General features: G+C 64.5%; 20 protein-coding genes. 14 read left to right on the top strand and 6 right to left on the bottom strand.

The annotated features are described in order from the left end of the window. Window positions 1-15: 15 nt before the first annotated feature. The 6 genes from BLR24_RS12670 to BLR24_RS12645 are packed head-to-tail and all read right to left on the bottom strand — an operon-like array spanning window position 16 to window position 5,156. Window positions 16-792, bottom strand: a complete 777-nt coding sequence (locus BLR24_RS12670) for a hypothetical protein (RefSeq protein ID WP_093017251.1) — start codon at window positions 790-792, stop codon at window positions 16-18. Beyond that, window positions 789-2,201: a glycosyltransferase family 4 protein gene (locus BLR24_RS12665; RefSeq protein ID WP_093017249.1), complete on the bottom strand. Its 1,413-nt coding sequence runs from the start codon at window positions 2,199-2,201 to the stop codon at window positions 789-791. Before BLR24_RS12665 ends, BLR24_RS12670 begins: the two co-directional genes overlap by 4 nt. Before the next feature lie 35 nt (window positions 2,202-2,236). Then, window positions 2,237-3,238, bottom strand: a complete 1,002-nt coding sequence (lipA, locus tag BLR24_RS12660; RefSeq protein ID WP_093017247.1) for a lipoyl synthase — start codon at window positions 3,236-3,238, stop codon at window positions 2,237-2,239. A gap of 7 nt (window positions 3,239-3,245) precedes the next feature. After that, a complete protein-coding gene (lipB, locus tag BLR24_RS12655; RefSeq protein ID WP_175543258.1) occupies window positions 3,246-3,947 on the bottom strand; it encodes a lipoyl(octanoyl) transferase LipB in 702 nt (233 codons plus the stop codon). Between the two features lie 10 nt (window positions 3,948-3,957). Continuing rightward, a complete protein-coding gene (locus BLR24_RS12650) occupies window positions 3,958-4,266 on the bottom strand; it encodes a YbeD family protein (RefSeq protein WP_093017245.1) in 309 nt (102 codons plus the stop codon). Further along, entirely contained in the window at window positions 4,263-5,156 is an 894-nt protein-coding gene (locus BLR24_RS12645; RefSeq protein WP_093017243.1) for a D-amino acid aminotransferase, read from the bottom strand. The genes BLR24_RS12650 and BLR24_RS12645 overlap by 4 nt, the downstream gene beginning before the upstream one ends. Window positions 5,157-5,313: 157 nt before the next feature. Between BLR24_RS12645 and BLR24_RS12640 the strand changes: the two genes are divergently transcribed. The 14 genes from BLR24_RS12640 to BLR24_RS12575 all read left to right on the top strand — a co-directional run bounded on the left by BLR24_RS12640 (window position 5,314) and on the right by BLR24_RS12575 (window position 17,969). Then, a complete protein-coding gene (locus BLR24_RS12640) occupies window positions 5,314-5,799 on the top strand; it encodes an ATP synthase subunit I (protein WP_093017241.1) in 486 nt (161 codons plus the stop codon). A gap of 4 nt (window positions 5,800-5,803) precedes the next feature. Further along, window positions 5,804-6,673: a F0F1 ATP synthase subunit A gene (atpB, locus tag BLR24_RS12635; RefSeq protein WP_093017239.1), complete on the top strand. Its 870-nt coding sequence runs from the start codon at window positions 5,804-5,806 to the stop codon at window positions 6,671-6,673. A gap of 57 nt (window positions 6,674-6,730) precedes the next feature. After that, window positions 6,731-6,997 carry a F0F1 ATP synthase subunit C gene (atpE, locus tag BLR24_RS12630; protein ID WP_172672154.1) on the top strand — a complete coding sequence of 89 codons (267 nt, stop codon included), beginning with the start codon at window positions 6,731-6,733 and terminating at the stop codon, window positions 6,995-6,997. Between the two features lie 77 nt (window positions 6,998-7,074). Then, entirely contained in the window at window positions 7,075-7,545 is a 471-nt protein-coding gene (locus BLR24_RS12625; RefSeq protein WP_055807994.1) for a F0F1 ATP synthase subunit B, read from the top strand. An 8-nt stretch (window positions 7,546-7,553) separates the two neighbouring features. Continuing rightward, window positions 7,554-8,084, top strand: a complete 531-nt coding sequence (locus BLR24_RS12620; RefSeq protein ID WP_093017237.1) for a F0F1 ATP synthase subunit delta — start codon at window positions 7,554-7,556, stop codon at window positions 8,082-8,084. Between the two features lie 48 nt (window positions 8,085-8,132). Next, window positions 8,133-9,686 carry a F0F1 ATP synthase subunit alpha gene (gene atpA, locus BLR24_RS12615; protein WP_055807998.1) on the top strand — a complete coding sequence of 518 codons (1,554 nt, stop codon included), beginning with the start codon at window positions 8,133-8,135 and terminating at the stop codon, window positions 9,684-9,686. A gap of 21 nt (window positions 9,687-9,707) precedes the next feature. Then, entirely contained in the window at window positions 9,708-10,583 is an 876-nt protein-coding gene (atpG, locus tag BLR24_RS12610; protein WP_093017235.1) for a F0F1 ATP synthase subunit gamma, read from the top strand. Between the two features lie 86 nt (window positions 10,584-10,669). Beyond that, on the top strand, window positions 10,670-11,056 hold the full coding sequence (locus tag BLR24_RS12605; RefSeq protein ID WP_093017233.1) for a hypothetical protein: 387 nt from the start codon (window positions 10,670-10,672) through the stop codon (window positions 11,054-11,056). 127 nt (window positions 11,057-11,183) lie between these two features. Beyond that, window positions 11,184-12,584, top strand: coding sequence for a F0F1 ATP synthase subunit beta (gene atpD / locus BLR24_RS12600; protein ID WP_055808003.1), 1,401 nt, complete (start codon window positions 11,184-11,186; stop codon window positions 12,582-12,584). 22 nt (window positions 12,585-12,606) lie between these two features. After that, complete coding sequence (locus tag BLR24_RS12595; protein ID WP_093017231.1) at window positions 12,607-13,026, top strand: F0F1 ATP synthase subunit epsilon; 420 nt, start codon at window positions 12,607-12,609, stop codon at window positions 13,024-13,026. A 244-nt stretch (window positions 13,027-13,270) separates the two neighbouring features. Then, complete coding sequence (locus BLR24_RS12590) at window positions 13,271-14,440, top strand: ROK family protein (protein ID WP_093017229.1); 1,170 nt, start codon at window positions 13,271-13,273, stop codon at window positions 14,438-14,440. Continuing rightward, a complete protein-coding gene (locus BLR24_RS12585; RefSeq protein WP_093017227.1) occupies window positions 14,437-15,975 on the top strand; it encodes a sugar ABC transporter ATP-binding protein in 1,539 nt (512 codons plus the stop codon). The genes BLR24_RS12590 and BLR24_RS12585 overlap by 4 nt, the downstream gene beginning before the upstream one ends. Continuing rightward, complete coding sequence (locus BLR24_RS12580) at window positions 15,938-16,963, top strand: ABC transporter permease (protein ID WP_093017225.1); 1,026 nt, start codon at window positions 15,938-15,940, stop codon at window positions 16,961-16,963. Before BLR24_RS12585 ends, BLR24_RS12580 begins: the two co-directional genes overlap by 38 nt. A gap of 43 nt (window positions 16,964-17,006) precedes the next feature. Beyond that, window positions 17,007-17,969, top strand: a complete 963-nt coding sequence (locus tag BLR24_RS12575) for a substrate-binding domain-containing protein (RefSeq protein ID WP_055808012.1) — start codon at window positions 17,007-17,009, stop codon at window positions 17,967-17,969. Window positions 17,970-18,029 lie beyond the last annotated feature (60 nt).

The following is an 18,029-nucleotide window of genomic DNA, read 5'->3' as shown; positions in this document are numbered from 1 at the left end:
GCGCGCATCGATGCTTCAGCGAATGTGGCCGCGCAGCCGGTCGGCCACGACCTGCAGGTGGGCACCGCGAATGACGTGCTTGTAGACGCCGGCCGCGACGCGCTCTTCACCGGCGATCTCGAAAAAGGGCTTGGCGACAGGGGCGTCGGCCTGTTCGTAGCGCGTGGGGCTGGCGGCAAACAGGCACTCCCTGCCATAGGCTTGCGCGCCGAATTCCGCAATGAAGCCATCGAGCTCCCGCTGCAACTGTCCGCCGAAGTGCTGGGCGTAGCCGTGCATGTCGGCCAGCTTGGCCTGCAGTTCCTGCGTATCGAGTTCGACCACGAGATGGTTCTCGATCGCGAGTCGTGCCGGTGGACTGGGGTGGCCGACGGTCGGGTAGCCGAAAGACAGAAGCGGATGGCCGCGCTCCATTGCGTGGGCGGCGACCTGATTGGCCAACAGGCGGCACAGGTCGTGGGAAGGGTTGTAGTCCTCGGCTTCGTCCGCGACGATGCACTCGATACGCTGCGAAACCACGTACGCCGTCAGGCGGTCGAGCCACTGCGCGAACATGTTCGCGTCGCCGTCGAGCAGGGCCTGATAGATCTCGGCGTCGGCCACGGGCGACACCACTTGGGGAATCCAGTTTGCGCCAGCTTGCACCAGGTTGTCGGTCGTGGGGGCCAGCCGCGCCGCGTCATTCGATCCGGCGCCATTGGTGAGCACCACGACATCCGGCCGTTCGTTCCGGAGCCATTTCCAGAGCAGAAGCTCGTGTCCGGGATGAGCGGCGATCAGCAGGTGCTTCATGGGCGCTGAACTCTGGCCTGTATGAAAGTGGAGATTTGCCGCAGCGGAGCGGTAACGCGCCAGGACCGGCTGGCGTAGACCTCGCGCAGCCGTGCGTCCATGCTTGCGGTGTTGTCGAGCGCCTGCCGCTCGGCGTTGGCCAGGCGCGAACCGGCTTCATCCAGCCGCGCGCTCAGCGCTGCGTGCGCCGTGGACGCCGCGGCCAGCGCGGCTTCGGCCGCCTGCAACTTGACGGCCAGCGCAGCGGCTTGCTCCGACTGCCGCTGCGACTCGGCGTGCCAAGCCTCGATCTGCGTTTGATGCGCGCGGTGATGATCGTTGAGTGCCTGATGCAGCCCCGCGACGTGCTGATGCAGCGACGCAAGGCCGAGATGCGCGGTCGTGGCGCTTCCACGCCGGATCCAGTCGTCCATGTAGCGCGCCATTTCGCGCGCACGTTGCTCGGCTGGCACTGCAATGATCTCTCGGCCGTCGGTCACCCGCCGCACGCAGGCCTCGAGCGCGCAGAGCGTTGCATCCAGTCCTCCGTTCGCGCGCATCCAGGCGGCGGCCTCGCCTGCATCCTGCGCATCGAACTTGTCGAGTTCGGCCATCACGTTCTGCCGCGTGATCGGCCGGGTCATCAGCGCCCGGCCGAAGTTCCAGCGCCGTGCGTGCGCCACCGTGGCCGCCGTCACCATCTCACCCATGCCCGAGCTTGGGTCGAGCACCACCACGGCGTTGCCGGTGACCAGTGCCTCGGTGGCGCAGCGTCCTTTGCCGAACACGACGTCGTAGCGGCCCAGCGCGGCGGCCGGGTCGGGCAGGTGGTTGCCGGTGCCGCTGCCGATCACGTCCAGCGTAAGGCCGCGTTCCGCGCATGCGGCGCGAATCTCTTCGAGCTGGGCATCGTGCGATGCATAGTTGCTGAAGACCAGTGCCGCGCGAGGTGCGGCCGACAATGGCGTGCGCGGCAGGAAGCGTGAAAGATCGACCCCGTTCTGGATCAGTTCGATGTGCTCGCGCTCGATGCCGAACTCGTGCACCAGCCGCTCGGCGCAGTTCTCGTCGACCGCGATATGGCGCACCACCTGTGAAAACTGCGGCGGGCGGCCGTGCTCTGCGCTGCGGTCGTGGCAGATCGTGAGAACGGGCACGTCATGGAAGTGAAGCAGGGCGCGCACCGTCTCGTGGTGGGTGTTGCCGATGATCACGTCGGGTCGGGCGGCCATGTCGGCCACATCGGTGATGCACGCGATCGACGCATGGCGCAACTCGTCGGCCATGTCGCCGAAAGCCGTTGCAAGAATGGTGACGGCGTGGCCGCGCCGCCGCAGCCACAGGGCAAGATCCCGGGTGAACATCTCCGCGCCCGTGCGGTGCACGAGGTAGCACATCGCGAGCAGGATGCGCAACGGGCGCCCGGTCATGGGGGCGGCTGCCTCCACTGCGAACGCGGACGTATTCAATCGTTGGCCGGCGTACCCGCCAGAACATGCCCGGCCTGCTGGTCCGCGTGATAGCTCGACCGCACCATCGCGCCCACCGCGGCGTGGCTGAAGCCCATCTTGTAGGCCTCTTCCTCGAACATCTTGAAGGTGTCGGGGTGCACGTAGCGGCGCACCGGCAGGTGCGAGCCCGACGGCGACAGGTACTGGCCGATGGTCAGCATCTCGATATCGTGCGCGCGCATGTCGCGCATCACTTGCAAGATTTCTTCGTCGGTTTCGCCCAGGCCCACCATGATGCCGCTCTTGGTCGGCACGTTGGGGTGGAGCGCCTTGAACTTCTTCAGCAGGTTGAGGCTGAACTGGTAGTCGCTGCCGGGGCGTGCTTCTTTATAAAGGCGCGGCGCGGTCTCCAGGTTGTGGTTCATCACGTCCGGCGGCGCGGACTTCAGGATGTCGAGCGCGCGGTCGTCGCGGCCGCGGAAGTCGGGCACCAGGATCTCGATCTGCGTCATCGGCGAGAGTTCGCGGATGTTCTGGATGCAATCGACGAAATGCTGGCTCCCGCCGTCGCGCAGGTCGTCCCGGTCGACGCTGGTGATCACCACGTACTTGAGCCGCAGCTTGGCGATGGTCTTGGCCAGGTTCAGCGGCTCGTCCTTGTCGAGCGGATCAGGGCGGCCGTGGCCCACGTCGCAGAACGGGCAGCGGCGCGTGCACTTGTCGCCCATGATCATGAAGGTGGCCGTGCCGTTGCCGAAGCATTCGCCGATGTTCGGGCACGAGGCTTCTTCACATACCGTGTGCAGGTTGCTCTCGCGCAGGATCTGCTTGATCTCGTAGAAGCGGGTGGTGGGGCTGCCGGCCTTCACGCGAATCCACTCGGGCTTCTTGAGCACCTCGCCCTGTTGCACCACCTTGACGGGAATGCGCGAGAGCTTGGCCGCGGCCTTCTGCTTGGCCAGCGGGTTGTAGTTTTCGGCGCTCTGGGCGTCGCGGACGACTTCGGTGGTGCTCATTGGATTGTTAGGGCGCCAGGTAGGTGGTGAGCTTCTGGCTCAAGACCCGGGCAGCCTCTTCCCATGTGGTTTGAATGCCGATTGTAGAAAGATCGACCGTTTGCAGGCCCGCATAACCACACGGATTGATCCGCGAGAAGGGTTCGAGGTCCATGTCGACGTTGAGCGCGACCCCATGATAGGTGGCATGGCGGCTGACCTTGATGCCGAGCGCGGCGATCTTGCCGAGGCCCCGAAACGGGTCGCTGGCGGGCAGCGGGCCGGTCAGCGCCGCATGCGAGAACGGGTCGTCCAGCCGCACGTAGATGCCCGGCGCGCCCGGCACGCGGTGCCCCGTTACGCCGAAGTGGGCCAGCGTGCGCAGCACCGATTCCTCGATGCGGTAGACGTATTCCTTCACGTAGTAGCCCGCCCGCCGAAGGTCGATCAGCGGGTAGCCGACCACCTGGCCCGGTCCGTGGAAGGTGACCTGGCCGCCGCGGTCGGTCTGCACCACGGGAATGCCGCCGGGGTTCAGGATGTGGTTCTGCTTGCCCGCGAGGCCTTGCGTGAACACGGGGGCGTGCTCGCACATCCATAGCGCGTCGGGGGTTTCCGGCTGGCGCTCGAGCGTGAACTGCTTCATCGCCGCAAAGGTCTCGGCATAGCCGACGCGGCCCAGCCAGCGCGGTGCGATGGCGGTGCCCGTCGAGTGCTCTGCCAGCGTCATCAGGTCCTGCCTAGAGAACGACCTTGACCGACGGATGGGCCGACAGCGCCCGGTAGAGATCGTCGAGCTGCTCGCGGCTGGTGGCGGTCACGGTGATGGTCACGCCCAGGTAATTGCCCGCCTTGCTGTCGCGCAGCTCGACCGTGGTGGCGTCGAAGGCCGGATCGAAGCGCTCGGCGATCTGGGTGATCGCGTGCACGAATCCGTCGACCTTGACGCCCATGACCTTGATCGGAAATTGCGAGGGATATTCGATCAGCGATTCCTTGCGCGGATCGGGAATGGGCGTGGTGACTGCGTCGGTCGTGTTCTCGGTCATGCCGGGGCTCCTTGCTTCTCAGCGTTGCGTTGCTTGGCCTGCTGGTAGGCCGCATACAGGCTCTTGTAGATGGGGCCGGGATGGCCATTGCCAATGGCCTTGCCATCGAGCGCGACGACGGGCAGCACTTCCTTGCTGGCCGAGGACAGAATCAGTTCGTCGGCGCCGAACACTTCATCGCGCGACACGCGCCGCAGCGCAAAGGGAATGCCGCCTTCCTGGCACAGGCGCTCGAGCAGACCATAGCGGATGCCGGTGAGCACGAGGTTGTCCTTGGGCGGGCCGATCAGCACGCCGTCCTTCACGATCCATACGTTGCTCGACGAAGCCTCGCTGAGCCAGTCGCCACGGAACATGACGGTCTCCGCCGCGCCGGCCTCGACACTGATCTGCCGGGAGAGTACGGCGCCCAGCAGGCTGGTGCTTTTGATGTGGGCCTTCTGCCAGCGGAAGTCGTCTGCGGTCACGCAGGTCACGCCCTTGGCGCGCACCGCATCGGACACCGGTGGCAGCGGGTTCACCATCACGAAGACGGTGGGCTTGAGGCCTTTGACCATTGCGTGGTCGCGCGGCGCAACGCCGCGGGTGACCTGAAAGTAGACGGCTTGCGGCGCATCGCCGCCCGGGGCGATCAGGCGCATCACGATGTCGCGCCACTCGGCAAGCGTGAGCGGATCGACAATCTGCAACTCGGCCAGCGAACGATCGAGCCGCGCCATGTGTTCTTCGAAGCAGAAAGGCTGGCCACCATAGGCGGGGACGACCTCATAGACGCCGTCGCCGAAAATGAAGCCACGGTCGAGCACGCTGACCTTGGCATCCTTGACGGCGGTGTATTCGCCGTCGAGATAGCAGAGCGTGGTCGGGAGAGCGGCAGTGAGAGGGTGCATGCAGGAATTATGGTTGCGCGCGCCAAGTCGGGTTCTCGTCAGTCGACGAAGCCTCGATTTGCAACGGCGACACTTGAAGTGGCCGGACGGGCTGGGTTTTTACTTATAATCAATGGCTTTGTAGAAATTCTGGGTCGTCATCCGGGCTTCATTCGAAATGAAAACAATCGCCCGAAAAGATGAAGGGGTCGCTGAAGACCTCGACACGGAATACAAGCCGTTGACCGCCGATGAGGCGCGTGAACTGCGTGCAAGGCATCCCTCGATTTCCCTTTGGTGGGTCATCGCGGGGCAGTTGGTTGTCGGTCTGCTGGTGGCTTTGGCCGCCTGGGGACTGACGGGGAGGCAAAATCTGGGTTGGTCCGCCGCTTACGGTGCGATCGCGGTGGTCATTCCTGCTGCGGTGTTCGCACGGGGGTTGACCGGCCGGTTTTCTTCCCTGAATCCGGGCACTGCGGTGGTTGGGTTCTTCCTGTGGGAAATGGTCAAGATGGCCTTGTCGCTTGCGATGTTGTTCGCGGCGCCAAGGCTGATAACGGCGCTGAGCTGGCCTGCAATGCTGGTCGGCTTGGTGGTGACAATGAAGGCGGCCTGGTTGGCGGTGATGTTTTCGCCCCGGCGCCGGCAACATAGAGACGAGTAACTGAATGGCTGCTGAAAACGCTGCGGAACATGGTCAGACCGCGGGTGAATACATCATTCACCACTTGACGCACCTGCAAAGCTCCAAGCCTGGAGGTGTTGCGGACTTTTCGGTATTCAATTTCGACTCGCTCTTTTTCTCGATCGCGTTGGGCATGCTGGGTTGCTGGCTGCTCTGGCTGGCGGCCCGCAAGGCTACTTCGGGTGTTCCGGGGCGTTTTCAAGCGGCCGTCGAGCTCCTGGTCGAAATGGTCGACCAGCAGGCCAAGGGCATCGTGCACAACGCCACCAGCCGCAAGTTCGTCGCTCCGCTGGCGCTCACCATCTTCGTGTGGATCTTCCTGCTGAACGCAATGGACCTGTTCCCGGTCGATTTGTTCCCGGCAATCTGGGCCAAGATCTTCGGCATCGCCGGCGAAGACCCGCATCACGCCTACCTGCGCGTCGTGCCCACGGCCGACCTCTCGGTGACGATGGGCATGTCGGTTGCCGTGCTGCTGGTCTGCCTGTTCTACAACATCAAGATCAAGGGCCTCGGCGGCTGGGTGCATGAGCTCTTCACCGCGCCGTTCGGCAACCACTGGGCGCTGTACCCGTTCAACTTCGCGATGCAGATGATCGAGTTCGTCGCCAAGACGGTCTCGCACGGCATGCGTCTGTTCGGCAACATGTATGCCGGCGAACTGATCTTCCTGCTGATCGCCCTGATGGGTGGCGCCTTCACGCTGTCGGCCACCGGCATCGGCCTGGCCATCGGCCACATCATCGCGGGCACGGCCTGGGCCATCTTCCACATCCTGATCATCACGCTGCAAGCCTTCGTGTTCATGATGCTGGCGCTGGTCTACATCGGTCAGGCTCACGATCACCACTGATCGTTCGGTTTCGTTTTAGTTTTTTGTTTTCTCTTCAACCAAAGTCCTCTAGGAGTCATCATGGAAGTTATTAGCTTTGTTGCACTGGCCGCCGGCCTGATCATCGGTCTGGGCGCTGTGGGCGCATGTATCGGCATCGGCATCATGGGCAGCAAGTACCTCGAGTCGGCCGCACGTCAGCCCGAACTCATGGGTGAACTTCAAACCAAGATGTTCCTGCTGGCTGGTCTGATCGACGCCGCTTTCATTATCGGCACCGGTATCGCTCTGTGGTTCGCAACGGCCAACCCGTTCCTGGCTCAGATCGCCAACCTGCCGAAGTAAGTCTTTCTCGTCGGACCCGTGTCGTCGTTCCCCTCTGTGGAATGGCTTCGCATTCAATCCCAAAGAGAGGGTGAAAAGTGAGCATTACCGGTACCCTGATCGTTCAGATGATCGTGTTCCTGATCCTGGTCGGGTTCACGATGAAGTTCGTGTGGCCGCCGATCGCCAAGGCGCTGGACGACCGCGCTGCGAAGATCGCCGAAGGCCTCGCTGCAGCCGACATGGCCAAGTCCGAGTTGTCCGCCGCCAACAAGCGCGTGGAAGCCGAACTGGGCCAGGCACGCAATGAGTCCGCGCAACGTCTTGCCGACGCCGAACGTCGCGCCCAGGCCATCGTTGAAGAGGCCAAGGCTCGCGCGACCGAAGAAGGCAACAAGATCGTTGCTGCTGCACGCGTCGAAGCCGACCAGCAGGCACTGAAGGCGCGCGAAGCACTGCGCGAGCAGGTTGCCGCACTGGCCGTCAAGGGCGCAGAGCAGATTCTGCGCAAGGAAGTGAATGCGGGCGTCCACGCCGATTTGCTCGCCCGTCTGCAGACCGAACTCTGATAGAAGCCATGGCAGAACTCGCCACCATCGCACGTCCCTACGCCGAGGCGCTTTTCAAGGCGTCGTCGTCCGACGTCGCCGGAACCAGCGCATGGCTCGACAAGGTGGCCGCCATCGCGGCCAGCCCGGAGCTACAGCAGTTCGCCGACAACCCCAAGGCCACGGCCGAGCAGGTTCTCGGTGTGGTCGCCGGCGCCTTCGGTGCACCGCTGACCGCCCACGCCCAGAACTTTCTGGACGCGCTCCTGGACAACGGCCGTTTCTCGGTGCTGCCGGAAATTGCGAAGCAGTTCCGGGCACTGGCCAACGCGAAGAGCGGCTCGTCCGACGCCGTGGTCTACAGCGCCTTTCCCATCGACGCCGCGGTTCTGGCCAATGTGGCCGTCGCGCTCGAAAAGCGTTTCGGCCGCAAGCTGCAGGTCACGGTCCAGCAGGAGCCGGAACTGATCGGCGGCATTCGTGTGGTGGTCGGCGACGAGGTGCTCGACACCTCCGTCAAAGCGCGCCTTGAACAAATGAAAGTTGCGCTGGCGGCCTGACGGTCTTCAGCCCTCTACTTGTAGCCTCAAAGAAAGAAGGAAAGAGTCATGCAACTCAATCCCGCAGAAATTTCCGAACTGATCAAGAGCCGCATCGAGGGCCTTGGGGTCAGCGCCAACATCCGCAACGAGGGCACCGTTGTTTCGGTGACCGACGGCATCGTGCGCGTGCACGGCCTGTCCGATGCAATGCAGGGCGAAATGCTCGAGTTCCCGCCCACGGCAGACGGCACGCCGTCGTTCGGCCTGGCGCTGAACCTCGAGCGCGACTCGGTCGGCGCCGTGATTCTGGGCGAGTACGAGCACATCTCCGAAGGCGACACCGTCAAGTGCACGGGCCGCATCCTGGAAGTGCCCGTCGGCCCCGAGCTCATCGGCCGCGTGGTGAACGCCCTGGGCCAGCCGATCGACGGCAAGGGTCCGATCAACGCCAAGATGACCGACGTGATCGAAAAGGTTGCTCCCGGCGTGATCGCACGGAAGTCCGTCGACCAGCCGATGCAGACCGGCCTCAAGTCCATCGACTCGATGGTGCCGATCGGCCGTGGCCAGCGCGAGCTGATCATCGGTGATCGCCAGACCGGCAAGACGGCCGTGGCGATCGACGCGATCATCAATCAGAAGGGTCAGAACATGACCTGCGTCTACGTCGCGATCGGCCAGAAGGCTTCGTCGATCAAGAACGTGGTGCGTGCACTGGAACAAGCTGGCGCGATGGACTACACCATCGTGGTGGCCGCATCGGCTTCCGAATCGGCAGCCATGCAGTACGTGTCGGCCTACTCGGGCTGCACCATGGGCGAATACTTCCGCGACCGCGGCGAAGACGCGCTCATCGTCTATGACGATCTTTCCAAGCAAGCCGTGGCTTATCGCCAGGTCTCGCTGCTGCTGCGTCGCCCGCCAGGCCGCGAAGCCTACCCCGGCGACGTGTTCTATCTCCACAGCCGCCTGCTCGAACGCGCAGCCCGCGTGAACGCCGACTACGTCGAAGCCTTCACCAAGGGTGCCGTCAAGGGCAAGACCGGTTCGCTCACGGCGCTGCCAATCATCGAAACGCAAGCTGGCGACGTGTCCGCCTTCGTTCCGACCAACGTGATCTCGATCACCGACGGCCAGATCTTCCTGGAAACCAACCTGTTCAACGCCGGCATCCGCCCCGCCATCAACGCCGGTATCTCGGTGTCGCGCGTGGGTTCGTCGGCGCAGACCAAGGTCATCAAGGGTCTGTCGGGCGGTATCCGTACCGACCTCGCCCAGTACCGTGAACTGGCTGCGTTCGCGCAGTTCGCTTCCGACCTGGACGAAGCCACCCGCAAGCAGCTGGACCGCGGTGCCCGCGTGACCGAACTGCTGAAGCAGGCCCAGTACAGCCCGCTGCCCATCTCGCTGATGGGCGCCACGCTGTTCGCGGTGAACAAGGGTTTCATGGACGACCTCGACATCAAGAAGGTGCTTCCGTTCGAACACGGCCTGCACCAGTTCCTGAAGTCCAGCCATGCTGCGCTGCTCGACAAGATCGAAAAGGCCAAGGCGCTCGACAAGGACGCCGAAGCTGAGCTGACCGCCGCCATCACGTCGTTCAAGAAGTCGTTCGCCTGATCGGCCGGACAAGGAGCACTCATGGCAGCTGGTAAGGAAATCCGCGGCAAGATCAAATCGGTGGAAAACACCAAGAAGATCACCAAGGCCATGGAAATGGTCTCGGTTTCCAAGATGCGCAAGGCGCAAGAGCGCATGCGTGCCGCCCGCCCCTACAGCGAGAAAATTCGCAACATTGCGGCCAACCTGGGCAAGGCGAATCCCGAGTACACCCACGCGTTCATGAAGAAGAACGATGCCAAGGCCATCGGCTTCATCATCGTCACGAGCGACAAGGGCCTGTGCGGTGGCTTGAACACCAACCTGCTGCGCGCCGTCACGGCCAAGCTGCGGGAAGCACAGAGCGCGGGCATCGCCATCGACTCGGTGGCCATCGGCAGCAAGGGCCTGGGCTTCCTGAACCGCATCGGTGCGCGCGTGGTGGCCCATGTCACCCACCTGGGCGACACGCCTCACCTGGACAAGCTCATCGGTCCGGTCAAGACGCTGCTCGACGCCTATGCCGAAGGCAAGCTGTCGGCCGTGTACCTGTGCTACACCAAGTTCATCAACACGATCAAGCAGGAGCCGCTCGTGGAGCAGCTGCTGCCGCTGGCCGCAGACTCGCTGCAAGTCGAGGCGGGTCAGCATTCGTGGGACTACATCTACGAGCCCGATGCGCAGAGCGTGATCGACGAGCTGCTGGTGCGCTATGTGGAGTCGCTGGTCTACCAGGCCGTGGCCGAGAACATGGCGTCCGAGCACTCCGCCCGCATGGTGGCCATGAAGGCGGCAACGGACAACGCGGGCAACGTGATCAGCGAGCTCAAGCTGGTCTACAACAAGACCCGCCAGGCTGGCATCACCAAGGAACTTTCGGAAATCGTGTCCGGCGCCGCTGCGGCCGCCGGTGTTTGATGAGGCAATGTACCGGGCCACATTGCCATTCGAGGCCCGTTCTGCGGGCCCGATAACCGAAGGCCTTTTTTAGGGGACTCTGCATAATGAAAAAACTTCTCGTTCTGGTGGCCATGGCCGCCGCGCTGACCGCCTGCTCCAAGAAGGAAGAGGCGCCCGCGGCACCGCCGGCACCCGCCGCCACGCCAGCTCCGGCTCCCGCTCCGGCGGCGCCTGCGCCAGCTGCACCGCCGGCCGCAACCGCGCCGACGGCATCGGCTGCGGACCTGCCGCAAGAGTGCAACGACTACCTCGCCAAGGCACAGGCCTGCGCGTCCGCACAAAGCGGCGCAGCCGCCGATGCGATGAAGGCGAGCGTGGAGCAGACCAAGGCTGCCTGGGCTTCGTTGGGCACCGACAAGGCCGCACTGGGCCAGGCCTGCAAGGCTGCCAGCGATGCTTTCGCCGCACAGGCGGCGGCAATGAAGTGCTGATCGGAAGAAGTATCTGAAATCAAGGGTGCCGGCCCGTCCGGCATTCTTGCAAAAGCGGCCCGCGATGGCACAAGGACGCTTCTGCAAGAACCTGTCGCAACATTATTGAGATCCAGAAGGAAACGCCATGGCTGAAGGAAAAATTGTCCAATGTATCGGCGCCGTGGTCGACGTGGAGTTCCCGCGTGACCAGATGCCCAAGGTGTATGACGCCTTGAAATTCGAAGGCGGCGGGCTGACCCTCGAAGTCCAGCAGCAGCTCGGCGACGGCGTGGTGCGCACCATTGCGCTCGGCTCGTCCGACGGCCTGCGCCGCGGCCTGATCGTGACCAACACTGGCGCGCCCATCACGGTGCCCGTCGGCAAGGCCACGCTGGGCCGCATCATGGACGTGCTCGGCCGTCCGATCGACGAGCGCGGCGAAGTGAGCCAGGACCTCACCGCTTCGATCCACCGCAAGGCTCCCGCGTACGACGAACTGTCGCCTTCGCAAGACCTGCTGGAAACCGGCATCAAGGTGATCGACCTCGTGTGCCCGTTTGCCAAGGGCGGCAAGGTGGGCCTGTTCGGCGGCGCCGGCGTGGGCAAGACCGTGAACATGATGGAACTCATCAACAACATCGCCAAGGCCCACTCGGGTCTGTCGGTGTTCGCCGGTGTGGGTGAACGTACCCGCGAAGGCAACGACTTCTATCACGAGATGGCCGACTCCGGCGTCGTGAACCTCGAGAAGCTCGAGGACTCGAAAGTGGCCATGGTCTACGGTCAGATGAACGAACCCCCGGGCAACCGTCTGCGCGTGGCGCTGACCGGCCTGACCATTGCCGAGTCGTTCCGCGACGAAGGCCGTGACGTGCTGTTCTTCGTGGACAACATCTACCGCTACACGCTGGCCGGTACCGAAGTGTCGGCCCTCTTGGGCCGCATGCCTTCCGCCGTGGGCTACCAGCCGACGCTGGCCGAAGAAATGGGCCGCCTGCAAGAGCGGATCACCTCGACCAAGGTCGGCTCGATCACCTCGATCCAGGCCGTGTACGTGCCGGCCGACGACTTGACCGACCCGTCGCCCGCCACCACCTTCGCCCACTTGGACTCGACCGTGGTGCTGTCGCGCGACATCGCTTCGCTCGGCATCTACCCCGCCGTGGACCCGCTGGACTCGACCTCGCGCCAGCTCGACCCGAACGTGGTCGGCGAAGAGCATTACAACGTGGCCCGCGCCGTGCAAGGCACGCTGCAGCGCTACAAGGAACTGCGCGACATCATCGCGATTCTGGGCATGGACGAACTGGCTCCCGACGACAAGCTCGCCGTGGCCCGCGCCCGCAAGATCCAGCGTTTCCTGTCGCAGCCGTTCCACGTGGCCGAAGTGTTCACCGGCTCGCCCGGCAAGTACGTGCCGCTGGCTGAAACCATCCGCGGCTTCAAGATGATCGTGAACGGCGAAGCCGACCACCTGCCGGAACAAGCGTTCTACATGGTCGGCGGCATCGACGAAGCGTTCGAAAAAGCCAAGAAGGTCGCTTGAGGCGGCCTAGATAGGAACTCAGATGGCAAACACCATTCACGTCGACGTGGTCAGCGCGGAAGAGTCGATCTTCTCGGGCGAAGCCAAGTTCGTCGCGCTGCCCGGTGAAGCCGGTGAGCTCGGCATCTATCCGCGCCACACCCCGCTGATCACGCGCATCCGTCCGGGTGCGGTGCGCATCGAAACGGCCGACGGCGGCGAAGAGTTCGTCTTCGTGGCCGGCGGCATTCTCGAAGTGCAGCCGAACGCCGTCACCGTGCTGTCCGATACCGCCATCCGCGGCAAGGACCTCGACGACGAGAAGGCCAACAAGGCCAAGGCGGCTGCCGAGGAAGCGCTCAAGAACGCCAGGAGCGACATCGACATCGCCATGGCGCAATCCGAGCTGGCCGTCATGGCCGCCCAGATCGCGGCCCTGCGCAAGTACCGCCAGAAGAAGTAATCAAGCGAGCAGGAGCCAAACGCTCTCGCTCCGAAGAAGCCGCCTCCCGGGCGGCTTTTTTTCGTCTGCGCTTTGCGCAAGAAGGGCGGCTTCGATCTGAATTTGGTCGAAGTTCGGCCTTGTCCGGCTAAAGCTGCGCGCCTAGTATTCGCATTCCGCCCGATTGCACCCCTGAGGGCGGAGGGTCAAAAGAATATTGGAGACACAGCGCGTGGCACCCTGGAGTGGCATCACTGCGGACGAAATGCGATTGCTGGAGACCACCTTCTGGTCGGCCGGCGGATCGCGCCATGCCATGGCCGAGCAGCTCGGCTTCTCCAAGAGCAAGGCCAATGCGTTGATCGCGGGCCTCGTCGACCAGGGCCTGCTGGCCGAAGCCGGCCTGCAGCGTTCGTCGGGCGGACGGCGCGCCGAAAACCTCCAGCTTCACACCGGCCTGGGCGTGCTCGTGGGCATCGACATCGGCGCCACCAGCCTCGACGTCGCGGTGCTGCGCCCCGACCTCACCGTGCTGGCGCAGCACGACGAACCCGCCGACGTGCGCGAAGGCCCGGCGGTGGTGCTGGCGCGGGTGCGCGTGCTTATGCGCGAACTGCTCGCGCGCTGCAACAGCGGCGCCAAGGAGGTGCTCGGCATCGGCATCGGCGTGCCGGGCCCCGTCAATTTCGAGATCGGCCAACTCGTGAACCCACCGCTGATGCCGGCCTGGGACAGCTTCTCGATTCGCGACTACCTGCGCGAGGATTACGCCGCGCCGGTCTTCGTCGACAACGACGTGAACCTGATGGCGCTCGGCGAGCTCTGGCGACTGAAGCGCTCGCTCAACAACTTTCTCGTGATCAAGATCGGCACCGGCATCGGCTGCGGCATCGTCTGCCACGGCGAGGTCTATCGCGGCGCGGCCGGCTCGGCCGGCGACGTGGGCCACATCTGCGTCGACCAGGAGGGCCCGCGCTGCCATTGCGGCAATGTCGGCTGCGTCGAGGCCATGGCCGCGGGGCCGGCCATCACGCGCATGGCCGTGCAGGCGGCCGAAGCCGGCGAAAGCGCCATGCTCGCCGAGTGCCTGCGCATGCACGGGCGCATCGAGGCCGTCGATGTGGGCCAGGCGAGCCGCGCCGGCGATACGGCCGCCAACGGCATCATCCAGCGCGCGGGCAACCTCATCGGCCAGATGCTGGCGTCGGTGGTGAACTTCTTCAATCCGTCGCATGTGTTCATCGGCGGCGGCATCACGCGCATCGGCCCATTGTTTCTCGCGGCCGTGCGGCAGAGCGTCTACCAGCGCTCGCTCGCGCTCTCCACGCGGCACCTGGAAATCCAGTACACGCCACTGGGCGTGCAGGGCGGGCTGATCGGCGCCGGCGTGCTCGCGATGCACGAAACACTCAAAGTTCGCGGGGTCGCGCCATGACGGCACATGCAGCAATCAAGGGAAGCGTCGCGGTCGAATTCGACGGCGTGGTGAAGGCCTTCGGCCCGGTGCAGGTGCTGCACGGCGTGAGTTTTTCGCTCGCTCCCGGACGCGTCTACGGATTGCTCGGCGAGAACGGTGCCGGCAAGTCGACGCTGATGAAGATTCTTGCGGGCTACGAGTCGCTCACCGGCGGCGCGCTGCGCATCAACGGCGAGCCCCGGCACTTCACGAGCTCACGCGATGCCGAGGCGCTGGGCATCGTGCTGATCCACCAGGAGTTCAATCTCGCCGAAGACCTGAGCGTGGCGCAGAACATCTTTCTCGGCCACGAGAAGAAGAAAGGCTGGCTGCTCGACGATGCATCGATGGAACGCGACGCTGCGGCAGCGCTCGCCGCCGTCGGCCTGCAAGTCGATCCGCGTACCAAGGTGCGGCGGCTCATCGTGGCTGAGAAGCAGTTGGTCGAAATTGCCAAAGCCATCGCACGACGCGCGCGCCTCCTGATCATGGACGAGCCCACCGCCACGCTCACGCCCGGCGAGACCGAGCGCCTCTTCAAGCTTATTGCGCAGCTGCGCGCCGACGGCGTGACCATCGTCTACATCTCGCACAAGCTCGACGAAGTGGAGCAGGTGACCGACGAAGTGATCGTGATGCGCGACGGCCGTTTCGTGGCGCGCGCACCCACACCCGAGGTGACGCGCCACCAGATGGCCAACCTCATGGTGGGCCGCGAACTCGCCGACCTGTACCCGCCGCGCGACGTGGTGGTGGCGGCTGATGCGCCCGCCATGCGCGTGCGCAACTTCAGCGTGCCCGGCTGGGCGCACGACGTCGGCTTCGAGGTGCGCCCCGGCGAGATCCTCGGCTTTGCGGGCCTTGTCGGCGCGGGCCGCACCGAGCTGTTCGAAGGCCTGCTGGGCCTTCGGCCTGCCAGCGGCGATGTCGAAATGCTCGGCAAGCCAGTGCCGCACCGGACGGGCTGGCGCAATCCGCGCGACGCGGCGCGGCACGGCCTCACCTACCTGAGCGAAGACCGCAAGGGCAAGGGCCTGCACGTGAACTTCGGCCTGCGCCAGAACCTCACGCTGATGGCGCTCGAGCGCTATGCCCAGCCCTGGCTCCAGCCCGAGGCCGAACGCGGCGCGCTGGCCGAGGCCGTGAAGGACTACGGCATCCGCACTGGTTCGCTCGACGTCAAGGCATCTTCGCTCTCGGGCGGCAACCAGCAGAAGCTCGCGCTCGCCAAAGTGCTGCAGCCCAGGCCCAAGGTGGTGGTGCTCGACGAGCCCACGCGCGGTGTCGACATCGGCGCCAAGCGCGACATCTATTTCCTGATCCAGCGACTCGCCCGCGAAGGGCTCGCAGTGATCGTCGTTTCGTCGGAGCTGATGGAACTCATCGGCCTGTGCCACCGCGTGGCGGTGATGCGCGCGGGCCGCCTCGTCGCCACGCTCAACGCCGACCATTTGACTGAAGAGGAGCTCATCGCTCATGCCACCGGAACAGCAGACATCCACGCCGCGGCCTGAAGCCGCGCAACACCGCGGCGAAAGCAAGCCGCGCTGGACCGAGCGCCTGCACGGCCTCGGCCCGGTCATCGGCCTCGTGCTGCTGTGCATTGGCGGCACGCTGCTGAACAGCGACTTCGCCACGCTCGACAACGCCATGAATGTGCTCACGCGCACCGCCTTCATCGGCATCATCGCCGTCGGCATGTGCTTCGTGATCATCTCGGGCGGCATCGACCTGTCGGTGGGCTCGATGGCGGCGCTCATCGCGGGCAGCGTGATCATGTTCATCAACTGGGCCGGGCCGGCCTCGGGCTCGCCGCTCATGGCGGTGGTGATGGGCGCGGTGCTCGCGGTGGTGCTGGGCGCGCTGTTCGGCCTTGCGCACGGGCTCCTGATCACCAAGGGACGCATCGAGCCCTTCATCGTGACGCTGGGCACGCTCGGCATCTTTCGCGCCTACCTTACCTACTTTGCCGACGGTGGCGCGCTCACGCTCGACAACGACCTGTCGGACCTCTATGCGCCGGTGTACTACGCGAGCCTGGCGGGCATTCCCGTGCCGGTGTGGGTGTTCGTGGTCGTCGCCATCATTGGCGGCGTGATCTTGAACCGCACGGCCTACGGGCGCTACGTGCAGGCCATCGGCTCCAACGAGCAGGTCGCGCGCTACGCGGCGGTGGACGTCGACCGCGTGAAGATCCTGACCTATGTGCTGCTCGGCGTATGCGTGGGCATTGCCACGCTTCTTTACGTGCCTCGGCTGGGCTCGGCCTCGCCGACCACCGGCCTCTTGTGGGAGCTCGAAGCGATTGCCGCGGTGATCGTCGGCGGCACCGCGCTCAAGGGCGGCGCGGGCAGCATCACGGGCACCGTGGTGGGGGCCATCCTGCTCTCGGTCATCAGCAACATCCTGAACCTCACCAGCATCATCAGCGTGTACCTCAACGCCGCGGTGCAGGGCTTCGTGATCATCATCGTCGCGTTCCTCCAAAGAGGGCGCCGCTAGTTTGTTCCCGTTCCAATCCATCAACCACAAGGAGACATCCAGCATGACAAGCTTCACACGTCGCATCGCACTCACGGCCGTGGCGGCCGCGGCGCTCGCGAGCCTGCCGGCATTCGCGGCCGAGAAAGTGAACCTCGGCGTTTCGATTCCCGCGGCCACGCACAGCTTCATGGGCGGCATCAACTACTGGGCCAACCAGGCGAAGAAGGATCTGGAGAAGGAACACAAGGACCTGAAGATCACGATCAAGACCGCGGCCAACGCGCCCGAGCAGGCGAACCAGCTGCAAGACCTTTCGACCGTCACCAAGATCAATGCGCTCGTGGTGTTCCCGTTCGAATCGGCCGCGCTGACCAAGCCGGTGGCGCAGGTCAAGGCCAAGGGTGCCTACGTGACCGTGGTCGACCGGGGCCTGACCGACACCAGCGCGCAAGACGCCTACGTGGCCGGCGACAACACCGCCTTCGGCCGCATCCCGGCCGAGTACATCGCAAAGCAGCTCGGCGGCAAGGGCAACGTGGTTGCGCTGCGCGGCATTGCCACCACGCTGGACAACGAGCGCATGGACGCCTTCAACGCGGTGCTCAAGAACCATCCGGACATCAAGCTGCTCGACGCCAAATACGCCAACTGGAATCGCGACGACGCCTTCAAGGTCACGCAGGACTACCTCACGCGCTTCAAGAACATCGACGCCATCTGGGCGGCCGACGACGACATGGCCGTGGGCGTGCTCAAGGCCATCGAGCAGGCCAAGCGCGACGACATCAAGATCGTCTTCGGCGGCGCGGGCGCCAAGGGCATGGTCAAGACCATCATGGACGGCAAGGACAAGCGCATTGGCGCCGACGTGAGCTACTCGCCCAAGTTCATCTACGACGCGATCAAGCTCACGGCCGAAGCGCGGCTGAAGGGCGAGAAGCTGCCCGCGACAACGATCATTCCTTCGGTGCTGATCACCAAGGAAAACGCAAAAGATTTCTACCACCCGAACTCGCCGTTCTGAGCTGCTTTCCTCCCTCTCCCAGAGGGAGAGGGGACAGTTACCCAGGAATCTCGAGAAGAT

Source organism: Variovorax sp. OV700 (assembly GCF_900099805.1).
Taxonomy (GTDB): Bacteria; Pseudomonadota; Gammaproteobacteria; order Burkholderiales; family Burkholderiaceae_C; genus Variovorax.
The sequence above is the reverse complement of the archived record's forward strand: the minus strand, read 5'-3'. Positions and strand labels throughout refer to the sequence as shown.